The organism is Novosphingobium humi (assembly GCF_028607105.1).
Lineage (GTDB): Bacteria > Pseudomonadota > Alphaproteobacteria > Sphingomonadales > Sphingomonadaceae > Novosphingobium > Novosphingobium humi.
The window spans coordinates 177357-200000 of the sequence record NZ_CP117417.1 but is presented as its reverse complement, the minus strand read 5'-3'; the positions used below and the strand labels follow the sequence as shown (position 1 = coordinate 200000).

The window sequence follows — 22644 nt, the reverse complement described above, 5'->3', positions numbered from 1 at the left end:
GGCCATCACATAACCCTTCGGGCAAACCCGTTGCCCATTTGCCCAAATCCCGCAAATTCCGCTTTTTGCCGCGCACAATTGCGTGGGCATCGCTGCGCTTCGCGCTGGCCAAGGGCGCAGCATAGGCGTATAACTCATACATTAGACGGCTAAAGCCGCATATGCAGGAGAGAATGGCCATGGCTCTGACCGCCATCGCCCTGGCCCTTGCGCTGGCCAGCACCAGCGCCGAGGGTGCGGGTGCTATTGATTTGCCGGTTGCACGTCCCGCATCCGGCCCGACCGAAACCATCGCCGCCAAATCCGACGATTACGACCGCATGACCGTGCCGGTCATCGTGCGCGAGCACGGGCCATTCCGCTTCATGGTCGACACCGGGGCGCAGCGCACGGTCCTTTCGGACATGGTCGCCGCGCGACTGGGCGTGACCGGCACGGAGCAGGTGCAGGTGACCGGCGTGGCAGGCACCCGCGTGGTCAGCGTCGTCAATGTCGACCGGCTCAAGCTGGGCCGCCGCAGTTGGTCGGGCAAGCAATTGCCGATACTGCTGGCCAATGATGTGGGCGCCGACGGAATCATCGGCCTCGACGGATTGCAGGGCCAGCGCGTGATGATCGACTTTCGCCGCAATGAAGTGACTCTGATCGACCGGGTGAGCCGGGACCCTGCCGCCGACGGCTTCGAAATCGTGGTCGAGGCGAGGCGCCACAAGGGCGAACTGGTCATGACCAATGCGGTCATCGACGGCGTCAAGGTCGACGTGGTGATCGACACCGGTTCCGATGTCAGCGTGGGCAACCGCGCCCTGCAAAAGGCGCTGGGTTCACGCGTGACGGGGCGCACCGAATTGCAGAGCGTGACCGGGCAGAGCATCCAGGCCGAATATGGCACCGCGCGGCAATTCTCGATCGACGGTTTCAAGGTCACCGGCATGCCGATCGCCTTCACCGATTCCCCCTCGTTTGCGCTGATGGGGCTGGACCGGCGCCCGGCGCTGTTGCTGGGGATGCCCACGCTGCGCCTGTTCGACCGGATCGCGATTGATTTCGTGGCCAAGCGGGTGATGTTCGACATGCCCGCCGCCTCGATACCCAATTCCTGAACGAAGCGGCCATTGGCGTTTGGCCGCATCGCACCTACATAGGCGGGCGATGCCTCCTGACCATTCCGCCTCGCCCGCCCCTTCCGCCAAGACGCCGCGCCATGATGGCTGGCAGACCTTGCGACGGTTCCTGCCCTATCTCTGGCCCCATGACCGGCCCGATCTGCGGATGCGGATCGTGGCGGCGGTGGTGTTTATTCTGGCCTCGACCGCCACACAGATGGCGCTGCCCTATTTCCTGAAATGGGCGATCGACGCGATGAATATCGCCGGGCCAAAGGTGATGACGGGGGCGATGCTCTTTGTCATCGCCTATGCGGCGGGACGCTTTGCCGGGGTCGCCTTCGACAATCTGCGCAACATCGTGTTTGAACGCGTGGGCCAGGAAGCCACCCGCATTCTGGCCGAAAACGTGTTTTCCCGGCTTCATCAGCTCTCGCTGCGCTTTCACCTTGCCCGTCGCACCGGCGAAGTCACCAAGACCATCGAGCGGGGCACCAAGAGCATCGACACGATGCTCTATTTCATGCTGTTCAACATCGCCCCCACGGTGCTGCAACTGGTGATCGTCGCGGTGATCTTTCAGATCAACTTCGGCTGGGGTCTGGTGGCGGCCACCGCCTTCAGCATCGCGGCCTATATCTATGTCACGCGCAAGATCACCGAATGGCGCACGCATTTGCGCGAAAAGATGAACAAGCTGGACGGGCAGGCTCTGTCGCGCGCGGTCGATTCGCTGCTCAATTACGAGACGGTCAAATATTTCGCCGCCGAAAAGCGCGAGGAGGCCCGCTATTCGGCCGCCACCCGCGCCTATGCCGATGCCGCCACGCGCAGCGAAAACAGCCTTGGCATGCTCAACATCGCGCAGGGGCTGGTGGTCAATCTGCTGATGGCGGGAGCCACGGCCTATACGGTCTGGGGGTGGAGCAAGGGGGAATATACCTCGGGCCAGCTGGTTTTCGTCCAGACCTACCTCACCCAACTGTTCCGCCCGCTCGACATGCTGGGCATGGTCTATCGCACCATCCGGCAGGGGCTGATCGACATGGCCGACATGTTCCGCCTGCTCGACACCGAGCAGGAGGTGCAGGACAAGCCCGGCGCGCCCGCGCTGGTGGTACGGCGGCCCTCGGTGGTGTTTGAGGATGTCGTGTTCGGCTATGATCGCGACCGCACGATCCTGAAGGGCCTGTCGTTTGAAGTGCCTGCCGGCCACCACGTCGCGCTGGTCGGCCCGTCGGGCGCGGGCAAAAGCACGATCGGGCGCCTGCTGTTCCGCTTCTACGATCCGTGGTCGGGCCGCATCCTGATCGATGGTCAGGATATTGCCGAGGTCTCGCAAACCTCGCTGCGCGCAGCCTTGGGCATCGTCCCGCAGGATTCGGTGCTGTTCAACGACACGATCGGCTATAACATCGGCTATGGCCACCCGACCGGCGAGGCCACACCCGCCCAGATCGAGGCCGCCGCACAGGCCGCCGCGCTCTCGGGCCTGATCGAACGCCTGCCCGCGCGTTTCGACACCGAGGTGGGCGAACGCGGGCTGAAACTCTCGGGCGGCGAGAAGCAGCGCGTGGCGATTGCGCGCACGCTGGTCAAGAACCCGCCGATCCTGTTGCTCGATGAAGCCACCAGCGCCCTCGACACGCGAACCGAGCAGGATATTCTGGCCACGCTCCATGCGCTGTCGGAAAACCGCACCAGCCTGTCGATCGCCCACCGCCTGTCCACCATCGTCGATTCCGACTCTATTCTGGTGCTTCAGGACGGGCGGCTGGTCGAACAGGGCAACCATGCGCAATTGCTGCGGATGGACGGGCTCTATGCCGAAATGTGGGCCCGACAAGCTAATGAGACTCAGGCCAATGAGACGAGCGAAGCGGTCGCCAACGCCGCCGAATAGGAAAAGGGCCGGATCAACCGGCCCTTTTTTTCAGATCTTCAGCTCGTGCCAGACCACCGCCTGCCCGACCTTCACACAGGCATTTTCCGCATCATAGGTCATCGTGGGCGAGCCATAGAGCCGCCACCCCTGCGTCAGCGCTTCAGAGACGCGCTCGCAAAAGGCGCGGTCGTCCTTGCCAGTCAACAGGCGGTAGATCGGACGATCATCGGGGGTCTGATAGGTTTTCTCGGTCATGGGCCGGTGATCCTGCAAAAGATGGGGCGACGCAAGCGCCGCCCCGCATCATCAGAGAATGAACTTCGACAGATCGGTGTCGTGTGACAGATTATCCAGCCGAGCCTCGACATAGGCCTCGTCGATGATAATCGTCTCGCCGCGCTTGTCCTCGGCCTCAAAGGACAATTCCTCCAAAAGCCGCTCCATCACCGTCTGCAACCGGCGGGCGCCGATATTCTCGACATTCTCGTTCACCTGCGCAGCGGTACGGGCAATGGCGCGCACGGCCCCGGGGGTGAATTCGACGGTCACATCCTCGGTGCCCAACAGGGCGCGATATTGCTCGACCAGATTGGCGCGCGTTTCGGCCAGAATGCGCACGAAATCCTCTTCGGACAGCGCCTTCAATTCCACCCGGATCGGCAAACGCCCCTGCAATTCGGGCAGCATATCGCTGGGCTTGGCCACGTGGAACGCGCCGCTGGCGATGAAGAGGACGTGGTCGGTCTTCATCGGGCCATATTTGGTGGCAATCGTCGTGCCCTCGATCAGCGGCAGCAGGTCGCGCTGCACGCCCTCGCGGCTGACCGAACCGCCGCGCACGTCCGACACGGCGATCTTGTCGATCTCATCGATAAACACGATGCCATTGGCCTCGGCATTGGCCAGAGCGACGCGGGCCACATCGTCCTGATCCATCCGCTTTTCGGATTCTTCATCCACCAGCCGGTCCCAGGCATCGGCCACGCGCATCTTGCGGCGCTTCAAAGGCTTGCCGCCCATCGCCTTGCCCAGCATGTCGGACAGGTTGATCATGCCGATGCCGCCGCCCATGCCGGGGATCTCCATCGGCGCGGAGGGCGAATCCTCGACCTCCACTTCGACCTCGACATCATCCATCGCGCCTTCGTTCAACCGCTGACGGAAACTCTCGCGCGTCGCCTCGCTGGCGCCATCGCCGACCAACGCCTTGAGCAGACGGTCCATCGCCGCCTTGCTTGCCGCCTCGCGCACGGCCTCGCGGCGGCGCGCCTTTTCCAGCCGGATCGCTTCCTCGGCCAGATCGCGCCCGATCTGTTCGACATCGCGGCCCACATAGCCGACCTCGGTGAACTTGGTGGCCTCGACCTTCACAAAGGGCGCATCGGCCAACTTGGCCAGACGGCGGCTGATCTCGGTCTTGCCGCAACCCGTCGGCCCGATCATCAGGATGTTCTTGGGGCTCACCTCATCGCGCAGATCGGCCGAGAGGTGCTGGCGCCGCCAGCGGTTACGCAGGGCCACGGCCACCGCGCGCTTGGCGTCCTGCTGGCCGATGATATGTTCATCCAGCGCGCGCACGATCGCCTTGGGGGTCAGATTGTCATTCATGGGGAATCAGCCAATCGTCTCGACCGTCACGCGGTCATTGGTGAAAACGCAGATCTCGGCGGCGACAGCCATGGCCCGGCGGGCGATCTTTTCGGCATCCTCTTCATAATCGGACACCGCGCGCGCCGCGGCCAGCGCATAATTGCCGCCCGAACCAATGGCCGTAACCGTACCATTTTCCGAGGCTTCAGGCTCCAGCACATCGCCATTGCCGGTCAGCACCAGCAAGGTTTCGGCATCGGCCACGATCATCAGGGCTTCGAGATTGCGCAGATATTTGTCGGTGCGCCAGTCCTTGGCCAATTCCACCGCCGCGCGCAGCAATTGCCCACGATGGGTTTCCAGCTTGCGCTCAAGACGTTCGAACAGGGTAAAGGCATCGGCGGTGGCGCCCGCGAAACCGGCGATGACTTTTCCGCCTTCACCAATACGGCGCACCTTGCGCGCATTGGGCTTCATCACCGTATTGCCCATCGACACCTGACCATCGCCCGCGATGACGGTCTTGCCGCCCTTCTTTACGCCGACGATGGTTGTGCCATGCCACTGGATCAGCCCGTGGCCAGCTTTGCTGCTATCCATGGATAGGCATATGGGAGCGGGCCGGAATTTGTCCAGACCGCACCCGAAAGATCAACGGTCCAAAGATCAGCTGCCGTTGGGGCCGGGACGTCCGCCGCCCGCACCGCCCGCGCCGCCCATGCCGGCCGCGCCCACGGTGCCGATATTGCCGAACAGATCCTCAAGGAAGGTCCGCTTGCGGCCGAGCGTCGGGGTCAGATCCTTGTCCGGGTTGAAGCGGGCGACCTTTTCCATACCCGCGCGGTCAACGCCCAGCACATTGCCCTTAGCATCGAAACGCACGCGCAGGATCGTCTGCGCGGTCGGCTGCGGACGGCGGAAGGCCAGTTGCTTGGTGTCGGTGGCGATATAATACCAGTCCTGATCGCCGAACTGGCTGGCCAGCGTCGGGCGGCCCAGCGTGCGCTCGACCGACATCTTGTTATCCACGCCCGGCAGCACCGAATCGACCAGCGCCGTATCGACAAAGAACCCGCGATGGTCGCGCACCGTGGTGCAGCCGCCAAGGCCCATCGCCGCCAGCGCCAGAGGCGCCAAAACGCCGATCTTTGCCAGCTTGCCCGAAACTGCCCGCATCACGCTACTGCTCCATCTATGACCGGGCGCCGCGCGGCGGGAATATTCCGCCGATCCGCATTGCCAAAGCCTCAAGTCCATGCTTACCGAAAAACGCCTTACGGCTCCTTGGCCCCATGCGCAACTCTCGTTGCTATGCGCGCTTGGGGGCGGGCGATTGAATAGTGGCTGAACGATAAAAGGAGCGGCGGCCAAGCGCCATGACCAGTGCTGCACAACAAAAGCCCTCGCTGTTTTCGCGCCTGTTTGGCGGCAAGAGCGACGATTACGCCGCGGTGCGTCCGCTCTGGCACGCGCTGGTCGCGGCGGCCCGTTCGCGCGAATGGTATGCGCCGGGCGGACGGCCCGGCATCGCCGACACGCTGGCGGGGCGATTCGACGCGATCACGCTGGTGCTTTCCCTCGCGCTGCTGCGCATGGAGGGGACCGAGGAACTGCGCCTGCCCTCGGTGCGGCTGACCGAATTGTTCGTGACCGACATGGACGGGCAATTGCGCGAATCGGGCGTGGGCGATCTGGTCGTGGGCAAACATATCGGGCGGTTGATGAGCGTGCTGGGCGGTCGCCTTGGCGCCTATCGCGCGGCGCTGGGTGGAGAGGCCGATCTGGCCGCCGCGCTTGAACGCAATCTGACGCTGGCGCCCGGCGCCGATCTGGCCGCGCTGGCGCAGGGGGCACGGCAACTGGCCGATCATCTGGCCGCGCTTGACGATGCCGCGCTTTTGGAAGGAAGGATCGCCCTATGAGCGATACACCCGAATTTTCGCGGATCATCGACATCCGCCATCTTGAGCCCAAGCCGGTTGAACTGACCGCCACGCAAGAGGAATGCAAGGCGCTGGCCAAGCGGTTCAACCTTGTTTCCATCGGCCATCTGACCGCAACGGTCACGATCACCCGTGATGGCGCGATCATCCGCGCCAAGGGCACGCTGTCCTCGGATCTGGTGCAGTCCTGCGCGATCTCGGCCGAGGATCTGCCGCAAAAGATTCGCGAGAAGCTGGACCTGCGCTTTGTGCCGGAAACCGGCGTCGAAGGTGGGCCGGATGAGGAAATCGAGCTGAGCGAAGAGGATTGCGACGATATCCCCTATACCGGCGAACGTTTCGATCTGGGCGAGGCGGTGGCGCAATCGCTGGCGCTGTCCATCGATCCCTTTGCCGAAGGTCCGGAGGCGGCCAAGGTGCGGGCCGCCGGCATTCTGGGGCAGGAGAACACCAGCCCCTTTGCCGCGCTGGAAGCCTTGAAGAAGAAATAAAAAGGGGGCCATCAGGCCCCCTTCGCTTATCGGCGCGATCAGAACGGCCGGATCAGAACGGGATATCGTCGTCCAGATCCTCGCCATACCCGCCGCCCGAGGACGAGCCGCCGCCAAAGCCGCCGCCCGAACCGCCTGACGTGCGGCCCCACTCGCTGCCGCCCGAACCGCCTGACGAACCGCCGCCCGAGCGACCGCCGCCATAGGAACCGCCGCCCGACGAGCCGCCGCCCCAATCGCCGCCCGAACGACCGCCGCCGCCCATGCCGCCACCCTGACCGCCGCCCTGCGGGCCGTCCAGCATGGTCAGCACGCCGCCGACCCCGCCCACGCTGATCTCGGTGGTATAGCGGTCATTGCCGCTCTGGTCCTGCCACTTGCGGGTGCGCAGTTGGCCTTCGATATAGACCTTGCTGCCCTTGCGCAGAAAACGCTCGGCCACGCCAACCAGACCATCGGAATTGAGGACCACCTGATGCCACTCGGTGCGCTCCTTGCGCTCTCCGGTGGTGCGGTCCTTCCAGCTCTCGCTGGTGGCGATGCGCAGATTGGCGATACGCCCGCCGTTCTGGAACGACTTGACCTCTGGATCGGCGCCCAGATTGCCGATCAGAATGACCTTGTTGACGCTGCCTGCCATGAAACCCTCTTAGCCTAGAACCCCAGCGCGACCGCGCTCCAATAGGTGATGCCCGCAAAGACATAGGCAAGCGCGAAGAGATAGGCCAGCATGAAGCCGGGCCATTTCCACCCATTTGTTTCACGCCGCGTCACAGCGATGGTGGAAATACACTGCGGCGCGAAGACGAACCATGCCAGAAAGGCCAGAGCGGTCGCAAGGCTCCAATGCTTCTGCAACTGGGCCGAGAGCTGATGGGCGGTTGTATCCTCATCCCCCGCCGCCACGGCATAGGTGGTGGCAAGGGACGATACCGCCACTTCGCGCGCCATCATCGAGGGGATCAGCGCCAGCGCAATGTCGCGGTTAAACCCGATGGGCTTCAACGCCACGGCCAGCCCATTGGCGATATGCCCGGCAAAGGAGGCATCGACCTGATCCTGCCCCTTTTGCGCCTGAGGGAAGTTGAGCAGCAGCCAGAGCACGATGTTCACCTGAAGGATGATCGTGCCTGCCCGGCGCAGAAAGATCCAGCCGCGCTGAAACAGGCCCAGCCCCAGATCGCGCAGGCGCGGAAGCTGATATTTGGGCATTTCCATGATGAAACCGCTGGCCGCGCCCTTCGTCACCGAACGGCGCAGGATCAGCGCCACCACCATCGCCCCGACAATGCCGAAGACATAAAGCCCGAACAGCACCAGCCCTTGCAGCCCGACCACGCCCACCGGGCGATTGGGAATAAAGGCGGCAATAATCACCGCATAGACCGGCAGACGCGCCGAACAGGTCATCAGCGGCGCGATCAGGATCGTGGTCAGCCGGTCCTTGGGATCGGTGATGCTGCGCGTGGCCATGATGCCGGGCACCGCGCAGGCAAAGGAGGAGAGCAGCGGAATGAAGCTGCGCCCCGACAGGCCCACGCCCGCCATCATCCGGTCCATCAAAAAGGCCGCGCGGGCCATATAGCCGGTGGCCTCAAGCACGAGGATGAAGAAGAACAGGATGATGATCTGGGGCAGGAACACGACCACCGCGCCCACGCCCGCCATCACGCCGTCGGTGATAAAATCGCGCAGCAGGCCGGGCGCCATCGCCCCCTTCACCGCATCGGACAACAGGCCGACAAAACCTTCCAGCCCGTCCTGCAAGGGAGCTGCCCAGGCAAAAACCGCCTGAAACACCACAAACAGCAGGCCCAGCAGAAACACCGGCCCGATCCACGGATGCAGCAAAACATCATCCATCCGCGAATGCAGGCGGTGCTTGGCGCTTTCCGAAATGATCACGCCATCGGCAATGGCATGGGCCTCCATCCGCCGCTCGGCCAGATCGAGGCGCGCGCGCGGATGGGGCGCATCGCCCGCATGGCCCTCGGCCTGCGCAATCGCCTCGCCCAGTTCGGTCAGCCCGCGCCGCCGCACCGCCACAGTCGGGATCACCGGCACGCCCAGCGCATTCGACAGCGCCTTGGGATCAAGAACCAGCCCATCACGCTCGGCCAGATCGATCATGTTGAGCGCCACCACCGTAGGTTTGCCCAGCGCGATCACTTCCTGCGCGAACACCAGATGCTGTTCCAGATTGCTGGCGTCCAGCACGACCACCAGCACATCGGGCGCCGGTTCGCCCGCCAGTTCGCCAAGGATCACCTTGCGGGTGACTTCCTCATCCGGGCTGGTCGCGGTCAGGCCATAGGAGCCGGGCAGGTCGGTCAATTCAATCGGCGCGCCATTGGGCAGGATCATCCGCCCCCCGCGCCTTTCGACGGTCACACCCGGATAATTGGCGATTTTCTGCCGCGCGCCGGTCAGCGCGTTGAACAGGGCGCTCTTGCCCGCATTGGGATTGCCGACCAGCGCGGCCTTGTGCCAGCGGCTCATTGCCCGCTCTCCAGCCCATTTTCCAGCAGCGTGACCTGCATCGCGCGGGCATGGGCGCGGCGCAGCGCCACCGTCATGCGGCCCACCCGCAGCGCCAGCGGATCGGCCCCGCCAAACACGCCGCGATGCGACACCGACAGCTTCGATCCGACATCCACGCCCAGCGCCCGCAGGCGCAGCGCCTCTTCCTCGACAAGAGTGGCCCAGTCGACGGCCACGATGCGGGCGGTTTGCCCCACGGGCAGCTTGTCGAGCGTCATCACTTTATCCGGCAGCGCGTTCATGCTTCTGCGCTGCCAGAGTTTGGAGCAAATTGCAACTCACTCGCAATAACTGGATAAGATTTATGATGCGCCGGGGGAGCGGGCCGGTGCCGGGCGTGACACGGATGTGTCACGCCACCATCAAAGACTCGCCGGATAACGCAAGCGGCCGAGCAGGCGCACCGGACTGAAATGCATCGCATCACGGCGCAGCAACTGGCCCTTGATCTTTTCAAAGCGCATCACCCCTTCGATGCGGCGGTCGAGGAAGGCCAGCGTCTCGGCCTTGCCTTCGCTCTCATCATTGGCGAAAACCGCCAATGTCGCCGCATAGATGCCTGCCAGCGTGGCACGCTTGGTGTAATGATTGAAATCAACCGCGCGGTCCCCCGCCAGACGCCACATGGCATCCGCGCTCTGCCAGCCCAGCCGGGCCGAAGCAGCCAGATTGCGCGGCCGCGCCATGATCGCCTGAGCGCGGCGCAGCGATTCCTCCGCCCCGTCCAGCGCCGAGAGGCGAAAACGCACCAGCCGCGAGATCCGCTCACGAATCGGCAATTTGGCCAGCTCGGCCGCAGGCAGCGCCTCGACCATGGCCAGATCGATCGAGGCAATCCATGCCGAAATCATCGCCATCGCGCCCTCATTGAAGGCGTAAAGCGCGACATCCTCCGACACGTCCTTTTCCATCGCCGCGGCGCGCACCGCCTCCTCGCCCCAGCCGTCAAACACCGCCGCCCGCGCCACGGCGGGCGCCAGCAACACGCGCAATTCATCGAGCGAGAGATTATCGGCCTTTGTCATAATCGGCGTCATCATGCGCTCCTGCGTCAGAACGAAGGTCCATAGGTACGGGCCTTGTTGTCGGTCTTCTTGGCGTTGGTGTTGATCTCTTCGAGCAGATTGTCGTTGCGTTCCAGCTTGGCGTAATCACGCGCGCTGCGGCCCGAACTGTCGGCGCGGTCAGGGTTGGCCCCGGCCTTGAGCAACACGCGCATCATCGCGATATCGCGACGATGCACCGCCGAGATCAGCGGGGTTTCGCCGGTCGAATTGGGCTCATCCACCCGCGCGCCGCCGGCAATCAGCAATTCCATCCCCTCGACAAAGCCAAGGTTGGTCGCCACCACCAGCGGGGTCTGGCCTTTGGCATCACGGATGTTCGGATCAGCGCCCTTGCCCAGCAAAAAGCTGATCCATGTGGTATCGCGCCGGGCCGTCACGATATGCAGCGCGGTTTCGCCGGTCGAGACATCGCGGGTGTTGATGATCGTCGTGCCCGGTTCGGCCAGAGCGTCGGTAACCTCCTGCCCCTCCTTCTTCTTCACGCTTTCGAGGAATTTATAGCTTTTCGAAAACTGGGCCTGCGCCGGGCCGGGCAGGGCAACACCCATGGCCAGCGCCGCAAACAACGCCACGCGCAGTTTGCGCAGATATGTGCCAGAGATCACTTCACTTCCTCCATAGCCTTGTGCGCCGCCCCTAAACCCTCATGGGCGCATCATCGCACCTTGCGCAAGGGCCTTTAGCAGAGCATGAACAGCCGCGCCATGATCAAGCCCTTTCGTTCATCCCTGATCGCGCTGCTTGCCGGCGCGCTGTTGTTGTCGGGTTGTAAATCCGCGCCCTCTCCTGCCGATCCGCCGCTGGCGGGGGCCGCCATCGGCGGTCCCTTCACGCTGGTCGACAAGGATGGCAAGACCGTCCGGTGGTCCGATTTCAAGGGCTTCTACCGGATCGTCTATTTCGGCTACACCTTCTGCCCCGATGCCTGCCCGACCGATGTGGCCGTGGCGATGCGCGGGCTGGACGCCTTTGCCAAGAGCCATCCCAAAGAGGCCGACCGCATCCGCCCGATCTTCATCTCGATCGACCCGGCGCGCGACACGCCCAAGGTCGTGGGCGAATTTGCCGCCGCCTTCTCGCCGCGCCTGATCGGGCTGACCGGAACGTCCGCGCAGGTGGATCAGGCCGCCAAGGCCTTTGCCGCCTATTATGCGCGCGGCAAGGAAACCTCGGGTGGCTATCTGATGGACCACAGCCGCATCGCCTATCTGATGGGGCCGGATGGTCAGCCCATCTCGATGCTGCCTGTCGACAAAGGCCCGCAGGCCGTGGCCGAGGAACTGGCGACATGGGTGAAATGAGGGACCGCTTCTGGGAACTCCCGCTCCACCGCCTGAGCAAGGCGGAATGGGAGGCGCTGTGCGACGGCTGCGGCCAGTGCTGTCTGCACAAGGTCGAGGATGAGGACAGCGGCGAGATCTTCATGACCAATGTGGCCTGCAAGCTGCTGGACCTGCGCACCGGCCAATGCAGCGATTACAAGAACCGCCGCGCCCATGTGCCCGATTGCATCCGCCTGACGCCCAAGAGCGTGCGGCAATTGGGCTGGCTGCCCGAAACCTGCGCCTATCGGCGGCGGGGCGAGGATCGGCCTTTGCCCGAATGGCATTACCTGCTGACCGGCGACCGGCAGAGCGTCCATGACGCCAAGGCCAGCGTCGCGGGTCGTGCGATCAGCGAAACAGTGGCCGGGCCGCTGCACCATCACATCATCTGGCCCGAGGGCATGATGCCGATGGAGATCATCGAGGACGAGGACTGATGCTCGACTGGCTGCTTCCCGGTCAGAGAAAGGGCGGCCAGAAGGAGGAGAGTCCCTCGATCACGCTCAACGGCCGGCGTGTGCCGATCACCATCCGCCGCCTGCCGCAATCGCGCCGCATGACCATGCGCCTTGCCCCCGACGGCAGCGAAGTGCGGATCGCCATGCCCAAATGGGGCCGGACCCAGGATGCGCTGGATTTCGCCCATCTGCGCGCAGACTGGCTGGCCGCGCAACTGGCGCGCCATACGCCCAAGGTTGATCTGGCGCCGGGCGGCACGATCCTGTTTGCCGGGGTGCCGCATCGCATCGCCCACAGCCCCGGCTCGGCCCGCCGCGTGGTGTGCGAAGGGGGCGTGATCCATATGGGCGGCGCGCTCGATTCGCTTGTCCCGCGCCTGACGCGCTGGATGCAGGCGCAGGCCCGCGAACATTTCATTCAGGATCTGGCCTTTTATTGCGACCGGGCCGGGGTGCCCATGCCCCCTCTGGCGCTCTCGGGCGCGCAGGCGCGCTGGGGCAGCTGTTCGGCGCGGGGGGCCGTGCGACTCAACTGGCGCCTGATGATGGCCCCCGATTCGGTGCGCCGCGCGGTGGTGGCCCATGAGGTCACGCATCTGGTCCATTTCAACCATTCGCCCGCCTTCCACGCCTTGCTTGCCCAATTGTTTGAAGGCAGTATCGAGGAAACCAACCGCTGGCTCAAACGCCATGGGCGCTCGCTCTATACGCCGCTTGGCTGATTCGGGCGCATAAGGCTGGCGCGCGGGGCGATTCATCCCTATTTGCGTGGCGTGATGGTTTTCAAACGCAAGAATTCGATGTGGGCCGATGTGTCCCCCACGGGCGCGGTGTCCGATTTTGTGTCGGTGTGGCGCTCTTCGGGGCGCAACCGGTGGCGCTTTGCGCTGGCCGCGCTGGTGGCCAGCGGGTCGGTTCTCTCGCTTATCATCCGCGAAGAGCATCGCGCGCCCCCGCGCCTGCCCTCGATCACCTATATCAACAGCTGGCGCGCCGATCGCAGCGACGAGGAAATCAAGGCCAGCAACCTCGCCTTCCAGAAGATCAAGGAACAACGCCTGCGCGAACAGGCCGAGGCCGAGGAAGAGACGAAAAAGCTCTACCGTACGCTGGGCCGGATTTCGGGCATGGACGTCGACAAGATCGAACGCGACGCCGCCGCCCAGCGCGCCGCCGAGGCCAAGGCCGCCGCTGCCGAGGCCGAACACGCCAGGGCCGTGCAGGCCGCTGCCGCCAAGTAATGGCCAATAGCGCCGATCTGCGCTGGCTGGCCGCCGCCGCAAGGCTTTCCGCGCGGGCGCGGCCTCTGTCCCGGCCCAATCCGGGCGTGGGGGCGATCATCGTGCGCGATGGCGTGGTGGTTTCGCGCGGATGGACGCAAGGCGGCGGGCGGCCCCATGCCGAAGCGGTGGCGTTAAACGGCGTCGATGCGCGCGGAGCCACAATGTATGTAACGCTGGAGCCATGCGCCCATGTTTCGGCGCGCGGCCCAGCCTGCGCCGATCTGGTGGCGGCATCGGGGCTGGCGCGGGTGGTGATCGGCTGCGGCGATCCCGATCCGCGCACGGCGGGCGAGGGCATTGCGCGGATTCGCAGCGCGGGCATCGCCGTCGAACAGGTCGATTGCCCCTTCTCGCGCGCCTCGCTGGCCGGCTATCTGGCCCAGCGGACAAAGGGGCGGCCGCATGTGACGCTCAAGCTGGCGATGTCGCTGGATGGCTGCATCGCGCGGGCCAATGGCGAGAGCCAGTGGATCACCGGCGCCGAAGCGCGCGCCCATACCCATGCCATGCGCGCGCAATCAGACGCGATTCTGGTGGGTGGCGGTACATTGCGGGCGGACAATCCCCGCCTCGACGTGCGCCTGCCGGGACTGGAGGGGCAAAGTCCGCGCAGGCTGGTGCTAACGCATGGCGCAGCGCCGGATGGGTGGGACGCCCTACCCTCGCCAGAGGCGATCCACGGGCTGCGCGATGATCTCTACCTCTTCGTCGAGGGCGGCGCGGGGGCGGCTGCGGCCTTCCTGCGCGCCGGGCTGGTGGATCGCCTGCTGCTCTATCGCGCACCCATCCTGATCGGCGGCGGCAGGCAGGGCGTGGGCGATTATGGTCTTTCCGCTCTGGCGCAGGCGCATGACCGCTGGCACAAGACCGATCAACGCCAGCTTGGCAAGGACACGCTGGAAATCTATGAGGCAAACCCATGTTTACCGGCATTGTCACCGCTTTAGGCACCATCGCAGAGGCCACCGGGCAGGACCACGTCCACGCCCGCATCGCCGCCCCCTTTGACCCCGAAGGCATCGCCATCGGCGCCTCCATCGCCTGCTCGGGCGTCTGCCTGACCGTGGTGGACAAGGGGGGAGTCGCGGGCGATTCGTGGTTCGCCGTCGATATTTCGGGCGAAACCACCAGCCGCACCGTCGCGGGCCGCTGGGTACAAGGCACGACGCTCAATCTCGAACCGGCGCTCAAGCTGGGCGATGAACTGGGCGGGCATATCGTGACCGGCCATGTCGATGGCGTGGGATCGGTGGTCAGCATCAGCACCGTTGGCGATTCGATCCGCGTGATCATTGCCGCACCCGCAGACCTTGCACCCTATATCGCGGAAAAAGGCTCTATCACCGTCGATGGCATTTCGCTGACGGTCAATGACATCGCCGATCAGGCCGACGGCACCTGCCACTTTGCGCTCAACATCATCCCCCATACCGCCAAGGTCACCACCGCCGGGCAGTGGGCGGAGGGCGCATCGGTCAATCTGGAGATTGATGTGTTGGCGCGGTATCTGAAGCGGATGCAGGCTTTGAAGGGGTGAGGTTGTAAGGGAAGATAGATGCGAGGGACTCGTCCCTCGCGCTCCCGTTACTGTCTTTGCTGCGCCAAAGGTTCGACGTTTTGTGTCGGACGCAACGTTGGAATTTTAAAGCCTGCGGCGCCCGCTTTTTGCGCCGCAGGCTTTTTTACAAACCAAAAGGGCGCCCCGTTTTCCAACGAAGCGCCCTTCCAGTAACGGGATTGCAAAGGGACCAAGTCCCTTTACCCGCCGGAGGCATCAAACCCCCGAAATCCCAAATCAGGCCGTAACGTCAGCCACCGCCGCGATGAACTTGTCGATGTTGCCCATCGTCAGGCCCGCCACGTTGATACGGCCCGAACCGGCCATATAGACGCCATGCTTTTCGCGCATGGCCAGAACCTGATCGCCGGTCAGCGGGACGATCGAGAACAGGCCGTTCTGCGTACCGAAAGGCGCGAAATCGACCGAACCCTGAACGCCTGCGCCGCCCAGCTTGGCGCGCACTTCGTTCATGCGCGCGCGCATGACGTCGAGCTCGTTCAGCCAACTCTTGGTCAGGCCCTCGTCCGAGAGGATCAGACGAACCACCGCGCCGCCGTGATCAGGCGGCATCGACCAGGCCGCGCGGGCCAGCGTCGCGCCGTTCGACAGCACGATGTTCACCGAGTCCGCGTTCTGGGCCAGCACATAGAGCGCGCCCACCCGGTCGCGGTAGTAGCCGAAGTTCTTGTCGCAGCTGTAGGCGATCAGCGCTTCGGGCACTTCGGCCAGAACGCGGCGGATGCCATAGGCGTCTTCTTCCATGCCCTGACCCAGGCCCTGATAGGCAAGGTCGAGGATCGGCAGGATGCCCTTGGCCTTGATAAGCCCTGCGATTTCGTCCCATTCGGCCTTGGTGTAATCAATGCCGGTGGGGTTGTGGCAGCAGCCGTGCAGCATGATGGCATCGGTGGCCTGCGCCCCGGCAATCGCTTCGCGCAGAGCATCCATATCGGCAACGCCAGCCTTGGTGGCGTGGTTGAAACCCTTGATTTCCACGCCAACGTCGGCGGCGATCTGCGCATGGTTGGGCCAGCTCGGCGTGCCCATCAGGATGCGGGTAACGCCCGCCTTCTTGGCCAGAGCCACGGCCAGACGCACCGCGCCCGTGCCGCCCGGAGCCTGCATCCCGTCGATGCGGCCGTCCATGGTGGGGTTTGCGGCGCCAAACACATAGGGCATCAGCGCATGGACAAAGCCCATGTCGCCTTCGGGCCCGAGATAGGCTTTGGAATCCTGCGTATCGAGCAGCAGCTTTTCAGCCGCCTTCACCGATTCGAACACGGGCGTGGCGCCCGTATCGGTGCGATAGACACCCACGCCGAGGTCAATCTTGTCCTCGCGGGGGTCCGCATTGTGGAGCTTGATCAGCGCCAGAAGCGCGTCGGCGGGCTGTTGCTTGAGGTTGTTGAGCATAGTGGTCGCGCCCTTACCCCTACGCGCGCGAGGGAGCAAGGGCGTATCGCCACGAAACAGCGCTTAGAGCGGGTTCCAGTTCTGCTTTTTCGAGAACTTCATATAGCCCCCGTTGATGCCAAGACGCAGGCCCACGCCCATGCGCACGGGAATCAGCACGATATCGCCCCGGCGCATATAGGAAACGTTGAAACCGCCCACCATATAGGCCTGCCCCTCGCCCGCGCCAAAACGGTGAAAGAGATCCTCGGTATTGTTCAGATTATAGACCAGCACAAAAGTGTCGGCGGCATTGGCCCCCGCATCAAACCCGATCGACGGCCCCGCCCAATAGGCAGGCCGCTGCCCCTCGACGCGGTGATAGAGCGTGCCCGACCCATAGCGCAGGCCAAGGGCAAAGGCCCCGCCCGCCTCTCGCCCGATGATATAGGCATTGGGTTCGCCCTGCTTTTTCAGAATATCCTGAATGACCTGGGCCAGCCCCTTGGCCCCCTTGCCGAACACGCCCTCGGCCGCGCCGATCAGATCATCCTGATGATAGGTCGTGCCGTTGGCCGGGGGCACGGTTGTGGCGGACACGGGCGCGGGCTGAGCCGCCGGAGCATAGGGCGCACCGGTGGCGGGCGGCGAATAGGCGGGCGCGGGGGTGGCCGGGGCGCCAGGGCGGACCAGATCGGAATCGATCGGCGGATTGCTCTGCGCATGGGCCACCGGCGCCACAATCATCATGCCCAGCGCCACAAGAGCGCCGATCCTCGCGCCATGGACAGCCATACGGTTCGGCATCATCACTTCATTCCTCTCATCGCGGCGGGCCCCAGTCTATCGCCCGCCGGCCTTGTGGACAATCCGGCCCGTCCTTGCACAAGCCGGCAGGCGGCAGGCCGAGTCGGTTCTGCGGCCAAACGTGGCCGCGCTTGCCTTGCTGCAGGCTGAAGCGTTTTTGCGCCTGCGGCAATGGGCAGGCGCAGGCGGCGTTTCCCCGGCGGATAAAAAGAAATCATTCTACCCCCTTGCCGGTTCGAAATACCCCCGCTATAGGCCGCCTTCGCCGCTGCGATCCGGAGACGTGGGTGAGTGGCTGAAACCAGCGGTTTGCTAAACCGTCGTGCCCTTAAGGGGGCACCCCGGGTTCGAATCCCGGCGTCTCCGCCACCATGGCCCGTTAATCGGGCGCCGGAATTTCGGTCTGGGTGGCGCCGCTACTTTTGAAAATTCGATTTTCGATCCTGCGCGGGGCTTGGCGTGTCTTTGTCCGCTCAAGATGCTCGGGGCAGGTGATCGCCCACTGCGCCTGACGGGTCATGCCTGCCTCTGTCCGGACGATACGACAGGCCGGGCTTCCCCGGCCTGCTTCGCTTTACGGCACCAGCACCGTATCAAGCGGCGGCTCGACCGTCTGGGGATAATCCAGCGTATAGTGCAGTCCGCGGCTCTCATGCCGCTTCAGGGCCGAACGCACGATCAGATCCGCGCTCTGCAACAGGTTGCGCAATTCGATCAGGTCGGTGGTCACGCGGAAATGGCCGTAATAATCGTCCACCTCGTCAAACAGCAGCTTGATGCGATGGGCCGCGCGCTCCAGCCTTTTGGTGCTGCGCACGATGCCGACATAGTTCCACATGAAGCGGCGGATCTCGGTCCAGTTCTGCTTGATGATGACTTCCTCGTCGGAATCCGAAACCCGGCTTTCATCCCACGGGCGGATCGCGGGGGGCGTATCGAATTCGTCCCAGCGCGCCAGAATGTCGGACGCCGCAGCATCGCCGAACACCAGGCATTCCAGCAGCGAATTGGACGCCAGACGGTTCGCGCCATGCAGCCCGCTCTCGGCGCATTCGCCCGCCGCATAGAGGCCCGGCAGATCGGTGCGCCCGTCCAGATCGGTGACCACCCCGCCGCAGGTGTAATGCTGGGCGGGCACCACCGGGATCGGCTCCTTGGTCATGTCGATGCCCAGCGAGATCAGCTTGTCATGGATATTGGGAAAATGCTCGCGCACGAAATCGGCGGGCTTGTGGCTGATGTCGAGATGGACGAAATCGAGGCCGTATTTCTTGATCTCGCTGTCGATGGCGCGGGCCACCACATCGCGCGGGGCCAGTTCGAGCCGTTCGTCATAATCGGGCATGAAACGCTTGCCGGTGCGCGGGTTGATCAGCCGCCCGCCCTCGCCGCGCACCGCCTCGGTGATCAGGAAGTTCTTGACCTCCAGATTATAGAGACAGGTGGGGTGGAACTGCATCATCTCCATGTTTGAAACGCGCGCGCCCGCGCGCCATGCCATGGCGATGCCGTCGCCCGTGGCCCCGCGCGGCGCGGTGGAGAACTGATAGACCCGCCCCGCCCCGCCCGTGGCCAGAATGGTCGCCCGGCCGATATGCGCCTCGACCTTGCCGGTCTTTTCATCCAGCGCATAGACGCCCCACACCCGGCCCGAGCCGGAATAGCGCATCTCGTGCCGCCCGGTGATCAGGTCGATACAGCTCTGCCCCGGCAGCAGCGTGATATTGGGATGAGCCTCTGCGGCGCGGATCAATGCCTCCTGCACCGCCCAGCCCGTGGCGTCGGCCACATGGGCGATGCGGCGATGCGAATGGCCGCCTTCGCGGTGGAGATGGAGATGATCGCCCTCGGTGTTGAAGGGCACGCCCAGATCGGCCAGTCGCCCGATCGCCAGCGGCGCGCGTTCGACCACATATTCGACCGTATCCAGCCGGTTGAGCCCCGCGCCCGCCACCATCGTGTCGCGGATGTGATCCTCGAACGTGTCGCCCGCATCCAGCACGGCGGCGATCCCGCCCTGCGCCCATGCGGTCGATCCCCCCGTCAGCGTGCCCTTGGCCAGCACCAGCACTTTCAACCGCTGAGCCAGAGAAAGGGCGGCGGTCAAACCAGCGGCGCCCGAACCGATCACGATCACATCAGCATTCATAAGCCATTCCAATCTGGGCCGCTGCTCGACGCGCAAACGGCAGGCGATTCGCGGCCTCGCTTTGCGCCCAATGGGCCGATTTGAAAAGCACGCAACGCAACGAAACCGTCATTTTCGCACCATACGGGTGCATATGGTTAAATATTTAGGAGAAAAGAGAAAAATTTTGCAAAATGGGTCAACCAATTGCTTTTCGACCGCCAGATTTGGGTATATGTACATAGTCGGATCGAAGATTACACAATTTTACCTGACAAGGTCAGAAGGCGTATTCACAGGAATTCGTCTGCTGATGGCTTGCGCGTGAATGGGGTCGTTACGATGAAACTCGACTTGCCTTTATGTCTGTTCAATCGTCATGCGCCGCGTCGAAGTCGCGTCAAATGGGACGGACTTAACTTTGTCGGCCATTGCCGGTTCTGCGAAAAGCCCATCCGCCGGATGGACAAGGGCCGCTGGGTTCAGGACCAGATCGAAAAGATCAAGTCCTCGGACCTGTAACCGTCCCTCTGATCGGAGGGGGCACCTTGCCCCCGCCTTATGCCGCCTGCGTGGTCAGGCTGACAAAGACATCCTCAAGATCGGCCTCACGCGTGGTGACATCGACGATGGCCAGACCCTGGGCCTGCACCGCGCCAAGGATTTCGCCCGCATTGGTCTTGTCCTTGTCATAGGTGATCTCGATCATGTCGGGCGCCACCGCCGCACATTTCAGGAAGGCGGGATGGCCGGGCAGCGCGGCGACCGGACGGTCGAGCGTGAGCACGACGATCTTTTCGCGCGCCATATCGACCAGTTCGCGGGTGGGCTTGTTCGCGATCAGCTCACCATGGTTAATGATGGCGATGCGGTCGCACAATTCCTCGGCCTCTTCCAAGTAATGCGTGGTCAGCACCACTGTAACGCCTTCATCATTAAGCCGCTTGACCAGTTCCCAGAGCTGGCGGCGCAGTTCCACATCAACGCCCGCGGTCGGCTCGTCCAGCACCAGCACCGGGGGCTGATGCACCATCGCCTTGGCCACCAGCAGGCGCCGCTTCATCCCGCCCGAAAGCGTGCGGGCATAGGCCTTGGCCTTGTCCGAGAGATGCACATCGGCCAGCAATTGCTCGGACATGCGCTCGGCCTTGGGAATGCCGTAAAGGCCCGCCGTATTCTCCAGCACCTCATAGGGGGTGAAGAAAGGGTCGAACACGATTTCCTGCGGCACGATGCCGATGGCGCGCGACGCGTTGCGGCGATCATGGTCAATGTCAAAGCCCCAGATCGAGACGGTGCCGCTGGTCTTGCGCACCATGCCCGCCATGATGTTGATCATGGTCGATTTGCCCGCGCCATTGGGGCCCAGCAGGCCAAAGATCTGCCCCTGCGGCACATCGAGCGAGACGCCCTTGAGCGCCAGCTTACCCTCTCCGCTGCCTGCGGGCGCATAGCGTTTGACAAGGTTGCGGATCGAGATGGCGGGGGCGTCGGACTGGCTCATGCGCGCTGCTTAACCCCGTGACGCCGGACGCGCAACAGGACTTAGCCCGACGCCTCTATACCGCCGAACGCACCAGTTCGGGCAGCCGGTGTTCGGCCCAGCGATAGACCGCCGAACGCCGCTCGAGCGCACGCATCATCGCCGCCGGATAGACCTCGCTCACCAGTTGGGTGAAGGTCTTGTTCCAGCTGAAACGCTGCACCACATGGTTGCGCGCGGCCGCGCCCATCGCGCGATAGTCGCCGCGCCAGAGCGCCTGAACATGATCGGCCATCGCCGCGGCATCATCGACCGGCCCCAGCCGCCCCAGCCCCGCCGGAACGCGCGCGGGCATCGCCCCGCTGGCCACGCCCACAACGGGCAGACCGCTGGACTGCGCCTCGATCACCGAAATGCCGAAAGTCTCGTCCGCCATGGCCGAGACATAAATGTCCGAAGAGGCCAGCGCGACCGCCAGCGCATCGCGATCATCGACAAAGCCGGGCAGCGCCACAGCCATCCCGCGCGTCTCGCGAATCAGCCGGTCGCGCAATTTGCCATCGCCCAGCATGACCATCGCCGCGCCCATTTCGGGCGGCAGACGGCGGAACATTTCCACCAGCCGATGCGCGCGCTTTTCATTGTCGATGCGCCCGGCATAGATCAACAACGGCCCATCGCCCGCCAGCCCCAGCTTTTCGCGGAAATGGGGATCGCGCCGCGCCGGGCTGAACTGATCGGTATCCACGCCCAGCGACAGGACATCGACATGGCCGATGCCCCACTGCGCCAGTTGTTCGCGCACGGGGTCATTGAGCGCATAGAGCCGATCGAAAGCGCCAAAGGTCTTTTGCGCATAGGCAACGCCGATCGAGCGCAGCCCATCGGCCACACGGCGGCCAAACAATTGTTCGCCCACGCGGTGGATATGCACATTGGGAAAATCGGTGTGATAACCGGCCACCAGCGCGGTTTCGGGATGGGCGCGGCGATAATTGATCGCGGTCCAAGGCAAGACCCACGGACAGAGCGATTCGATCACATCGGGCCGGAAATGTTCAAGCACCTCGCGCACCGCGCCGGTGCGCAGGATGAAGCGGTAATTGGGGCTGCCGCGCACCTGTTCGGCGCCGACCTCGACCCAGATATGCCGCCCGTGCTCGACCACGCGATCCTCCGGACCGGGCACGATCTGGAGCAGCCGATGCCCGGTCTGTTCAAGAATATAACGCCGCTTTTCCCGGAGATAGGTGCTGACCCCGCCGCCGCCGACGGGTGCATAAGATTGGGTAAGGTCGCAAATCAACATTTCTCGGTGGGCATGACGCATGCTTATTCGACCTCAACCTATGCGGCCGCCCCCTTTCCGTGTCGGACAGACACAGATCAAGGCAACCCAATCAGCGGCGAGGAATGCCCCCAGCATCGGCCTCGCACGCTTATTCACGCAAAAATCGGCCCCGTGCGATCACCCTTTAACGGGGTTCATGCGGTTTGGCAAAGGAGATAAATGGCGCAAAGCCAAGTAACAAATTGTCTCGGGCGTGATTGCGTGCCGCGGCCCCCGCTGATCGCGCCGGCAAT

26 protein-coding genes and 1 tRNA gene (1 of these 27 cut by a window edge) are annotated in these 22644 nt (G+C 63.9%); 13 read left to right on the top strand and 14 right to left on the bottom strand.

Features of this window, described 5'->3' with window-relative positions; genetic code table 11:
- The 3 genes from PQ457_RS00890 to PQ457_RS00880 all read left to right on the top strand — a co-directional run.
- A protein-coding gene (locus PQ457_RS00890) for a glycosyltransferase family 2 protein (RefSeq protein ID WP_273617950.1) crosses the window boundary here: on the top strand, positions 1–13 show its final stretch. 989 nt of this gene lie to the left of the window's left edge; the window shows 13 of its 1002 coding nt (coding positions 990–1002); its start codon lies beyond the left edge, outside the window; the stop codon is at positions 11–13.
- Positions 14–179: 166 nt separating this feature from the next.
- On the top strand, positions 180–1103 hold the full coding sequence (locus PQ457_RS00885; protein ID WP_273617949.1) for a retroviral-like aspartic protease family protein: 924 nt from the start codon (positions 180–182) through the stop codon (positions 1101–1103).
- Positions 1104–1152: 49 nt separating this feature from the next.
- Entirely contained in the window at positions 1153–3009 is a 1857-nt protein-coding gene (locus tag PQ457_RS00880) for an ABCB family ABC transporter ATP-binding protein/permease (protein ID WP_273617948.1), read from the top strand.
- A 30-nt stretch (positions 3010–3039) separates the two neighbouring features.
- On the opposite strand, the gene PQ457_RS00875 is transcribed toward PQ457_RS00880, so the two are convergent.
- The 4 genes from PQ457_RS00875 to PQ457_RS00860 all read right to left on the bottom strand — a co-directional run bounded on the left by PQ457_RS00875 (position 3040) and on the right by PQ457_RS00860 (position 5757).
- Positions 3040–3246: a DUF1737 domain-containing protein gene (locus PQ457_RS00875; RefSeq protein WP_273617947.1), complete on the bottom strand. Its 207-nt coding sequence runs from the start codon at positions 3244–3246 to the stop codon at positions 3040–3042.
- A gap of 51 nt (positions 3247–3297) precedes the next feature.
- A complete protein-coding gene (hslU, locus tag PQ457_RS00870) occupies positions 3298–4599 on the bottom strand; it encodes an ATP-dependent protease ATPase subunit HslU (RefSeq protein ID WP_273617946.1) in 1302 nt (433 codons plus the stop codon).
- Positions 4600–4605: 6 nt separating this feature from the next.
- Entirely contained in the window at positions 4606–5181 is a 576-nt protein-coding gene (gene hslV, locus PQ457_RS00865; protein ID WP_273617945.1) for an ATP-dependent protease subunit HslV, read from the bottom strand.
- 66 nt (positions 5182–5247) lie between these two features.
- Positions 5248–5757: an outer membrane protein assembly factor BamE gene (locus PQ457_RS00860; RefSeq protein ID WP_273619207.1), complete on the bottom strand. Its 510-nt coding sequence runs from the start codon at positions 5755–5757 to the stop codon at positions 5248–5250.
- Positions 5758–5957: 200 nt separating this feature from the next.
- Here PQ457_RS00860 and PQ457_RS00855 point away from each other — a divergent pair, with 200 nt between their 5' ends.
- Both PQ457_RS00855 and PQ457_RS00850 read left to right on the top strand, forming a co-directional pair.
- Entirely contained in the window at positions 5958–6503 is a 546-nt protein-coding gene (locus tag PQ457_RS00855) for a ubiquinol-cytochrome C chaperone family protein (RefSeq protein WP_273617944.1), read from the top strand.
- Entirely contained in the window at positions 6500–7015 is a 516-nt protein-coding gene (locus tag PQ457_RS00850; RefSeq protein ID WP_273617943.1) for a YceD family protein, read from the top strand. Before PQ457_RS00855 ends, PQ457_RS00850 begins: the two co-directional genes overlap by 4 nt.
- A 52-nt stretch (positions 7016–7067) precedes the next feature.
- Here PQ457_RS00850 and ssb read toward each other — a convergent pair whose 3' ends face one another.
- The 5 genes from ssb to PQ457_RS00825 form a co-directional block, all read right to left on the bottom strand.
- The gene (ssb, locus tag PQ457_RS00845) at positions 7068–7655 is read right to left on the bottom strand and encodes a single-stranded DNA-binding protein (protein WP_273617942.1); all 588 of its coding nucleotides are present in this window, start codon (positions 7653–7655) and stop codon (positions 7068–7070) included.
- 14 nt (positions 7656–7669) lie between these two features.
- Complete coding sequence (feoB, locus tag PQ457_RS00840) at positions 7670–9514, bottom strand: ferrous iron transporter B (RefSeq protein WP_273617941.1); 1845 nt, start codon at positions 9512–9514, stop codon at positions 7670–7672.
- The gene (locus tag PQ457_RS00835) at positions 9511–9774 is read right to left on the bottom strand and encodes a FeoA family protein (protein ID WP_273619206.1); all 264 of its coding nucleotides are present in this window, start codon (positions 9772–9774) and stop codon (positions 9511–9513) included. Before PQ457_RS00835 ends, feoB begins: the two co-directional genes overlap by 4 nt.
- A gap of 144 nt (positions 9775–9918) precedes the next feature.
- Positions 9919–10593: a COQ9 family protein gene (locus PQ457_RS00830; RefSeq protein ID WP_273619205.1), complete on the bottom strand. Its 675-nt coding sequence runs from the start codon at positions 10591–10593 to the stop codon at positions 9919–9921.
- A 14-nt stretch (positions 10594–10607) separates the two neighbouring features.
- Complete coding sequence (locus tag PQ457_RS00825) at positions 10608–11228, bottom strand: ankyrin repeat domain-containing protein (RefSeq protein ID WP_273617940.1); 621 nt, start codon at positions 11226–11228, stop codon at positions 10608–10610.
- 84 nt (positions 11229–11312) lie between these two features.
- Here PQ457_RS00825 and PQ457_RS00820 point away from each other — a divergent pair, with 84 nt between their 5' ends.
- From PQ457_RS00820 to PQ457_RS00795, 6 genes are read left to right on the top strand one after another with little or no spacing between them, the layout of a single operon-like run.
- Entirely contained in the window at positions 11313–11924 is a 612-nt protein-coding gene (locus PQ457_RS00820) for an SCO family protein (protein WP_273617939.1), read from the top strand.
- The gene (locus tag PQ457_RS00815) at positions 11912–12385 is read left to right on the top strand and encodes a YcgN family cysteine cluster protein (protein ID WP_273617938.1); all 474 of its coding nucleotides are present in this window, start codon (positions 11912–11914) and stop codon (positions 12383–12385) included. Before PQ457_RS00820 ends, PQ457_RS00815 begins: the two co-directional genes overlap by 13 nt.
- Entirely contained in the window at positions 12385–13128 is a 744-nt protein-coding gene (locus PQ457_RS00810; protein ID WP_273617937.1) for a M48 family metallopeptidase, read from the top strand. Before PQ457_RS00815 ends, PQ457_RS00810 begins: the two co-directional genes overlap by 1 nt.
- Positions 13129–13179: 51 nt before the next feature.
- On the top strand, positions 13180–13647 hold the full coding sequence (locus tag PQ457_RS00805; protein ID WP_273617936.1) for a hypothetical protein: 468 nt from the start codon (positions 13180–13182) through the stop codon (positions 13645–13647).
- Positions 13647–14636, top strand: coding sequence for a bifunctional diaminohydroxyphosphoribosylaminopyrimidine deaminase/5-amino-6-(5-phosphoribosylamino)uracil reductase RibD (gene ribD / locus PQ457_RS00800; protein ID WP_273617935.1), 990 nt, complete (start codon positions 13647–13649; stop codon positions 14634–14636). The genes PQ457_RS00805 and ribD overlap by 1 nt, the downstream gene beginning before the upstream one ends.
- On the top strand, positions 14609–15226 hold the full coding sequence (locus PQ457_RS00795; RefSeq protein ID WP_273617934.1) for a riboflavin synthase: 618 nt from the start codon (positions 14609–14611) through the stop codon (positions 15224–15226). The genes ribD and PQ457_RS00795 overlap by 28 nt, the downstream gene beginning before the upstream one ends.
- A 258-nt stretch (positions 15227–15484) precedes the next feature.
- On the opposite strand, the gene PQ457_RS00790 is transcribed toward PQ457_RS00795, so the two are convergent.
- Together PQ457_RS00790 and PQ457_RS00785 are read right to left on the bottom strand one after the other, a co-directional pair.
- Positions 15485–16663, bottom strand: a complete 1179-nt coding sequence (locus tag PQ457_RS00790; RefSeq protein ID WP_273617933.1) for an amino acid aminotransferase — start codon at positions 16661–16663, stop codon at positions 15485–15487.
- 63 nt (positions 16664–16726) lie between these two features.
- The gene (locus PQ457_RS00785) at positions 16727–17452 is read right to left on the bottom strand and encodes a DUF1134 domain-containing protein (RefSeq protein WP_273617932.1); all 726 of its coding nucleotides are present in this window, start codon (positions 17450–17452) and stop codon (positions 16727–16729) included.
- A gap of 274 nt (positions 17453–17726) precedes the next feature.
- Here PQ457_RS00785 and PQ457_RS00780 point away from each other — a divergent pair.
- Positions 17727–17818 (top strand) — tRNA-Ser (locus tag PQ457_RS00780).
- 205 nt (positions 17819–18023) lie between these two features.
- Here the strand turns inward: PQ457_RS00780 and nadB are convergent.
- On the bottom strand, positions 18024–19598 hold the full coding sequence (gene nadB, locus PQ457_RS00775) for an L-aspartate oxidase (protein WP_273617931.1): 1575 nt from the start codon (positions 19596–19598) through the stop codon (positions 18024–18026).
- 321 nt (positions 19599–19919) lie between these two features.
- Here nadB and PQ457_RS00770 point away from each other — a divergent pair, with 321 nt between their 5' ends.
- Complete coding sequence (locus PQ457_RS00770; protein WP_273617930.1) at positions 19920–20099, top strand: hypothetical protein; 180 nt, start codon at positions 19920–19922, stop codon at positions 20097–20099.
- A 37-nt stretch (positions 20100–20136) separates the two neighbouring features.
- Here PQ457_RS00770 and PQ457_RS00765 read toward each other — a convergent pair whose 3' ends face one another.
- Both PQ457_RS00765 and PQ457_RS00760 read right to left on the bottom strand, forming a co-directional pair.
- Positions 20137–21081 (bottom strand): ABC transporter ATP-binding protein, encoded by a 945-nt coding sequence (locus tag PQ457_RS00765; RefSeq protein WP_273617929.1) that lies wholly within the window; start codon positions 21079–21081, stop codon positions 20137–20139.
- A gap of 55 nt (positions 21082–21136) precedes the next feature.
- A complete protein-coding gene (locus tag PQ457_RS00760) occupies positions 21137–22369 on the bottom strand; it encodes a glycosyltransferase (RefSeq protein WP_273617928.1) in 1233 nt (410 codons plus the stop codon).
- Positions 22370–22644: the final 275 nt, after the last annotated feature.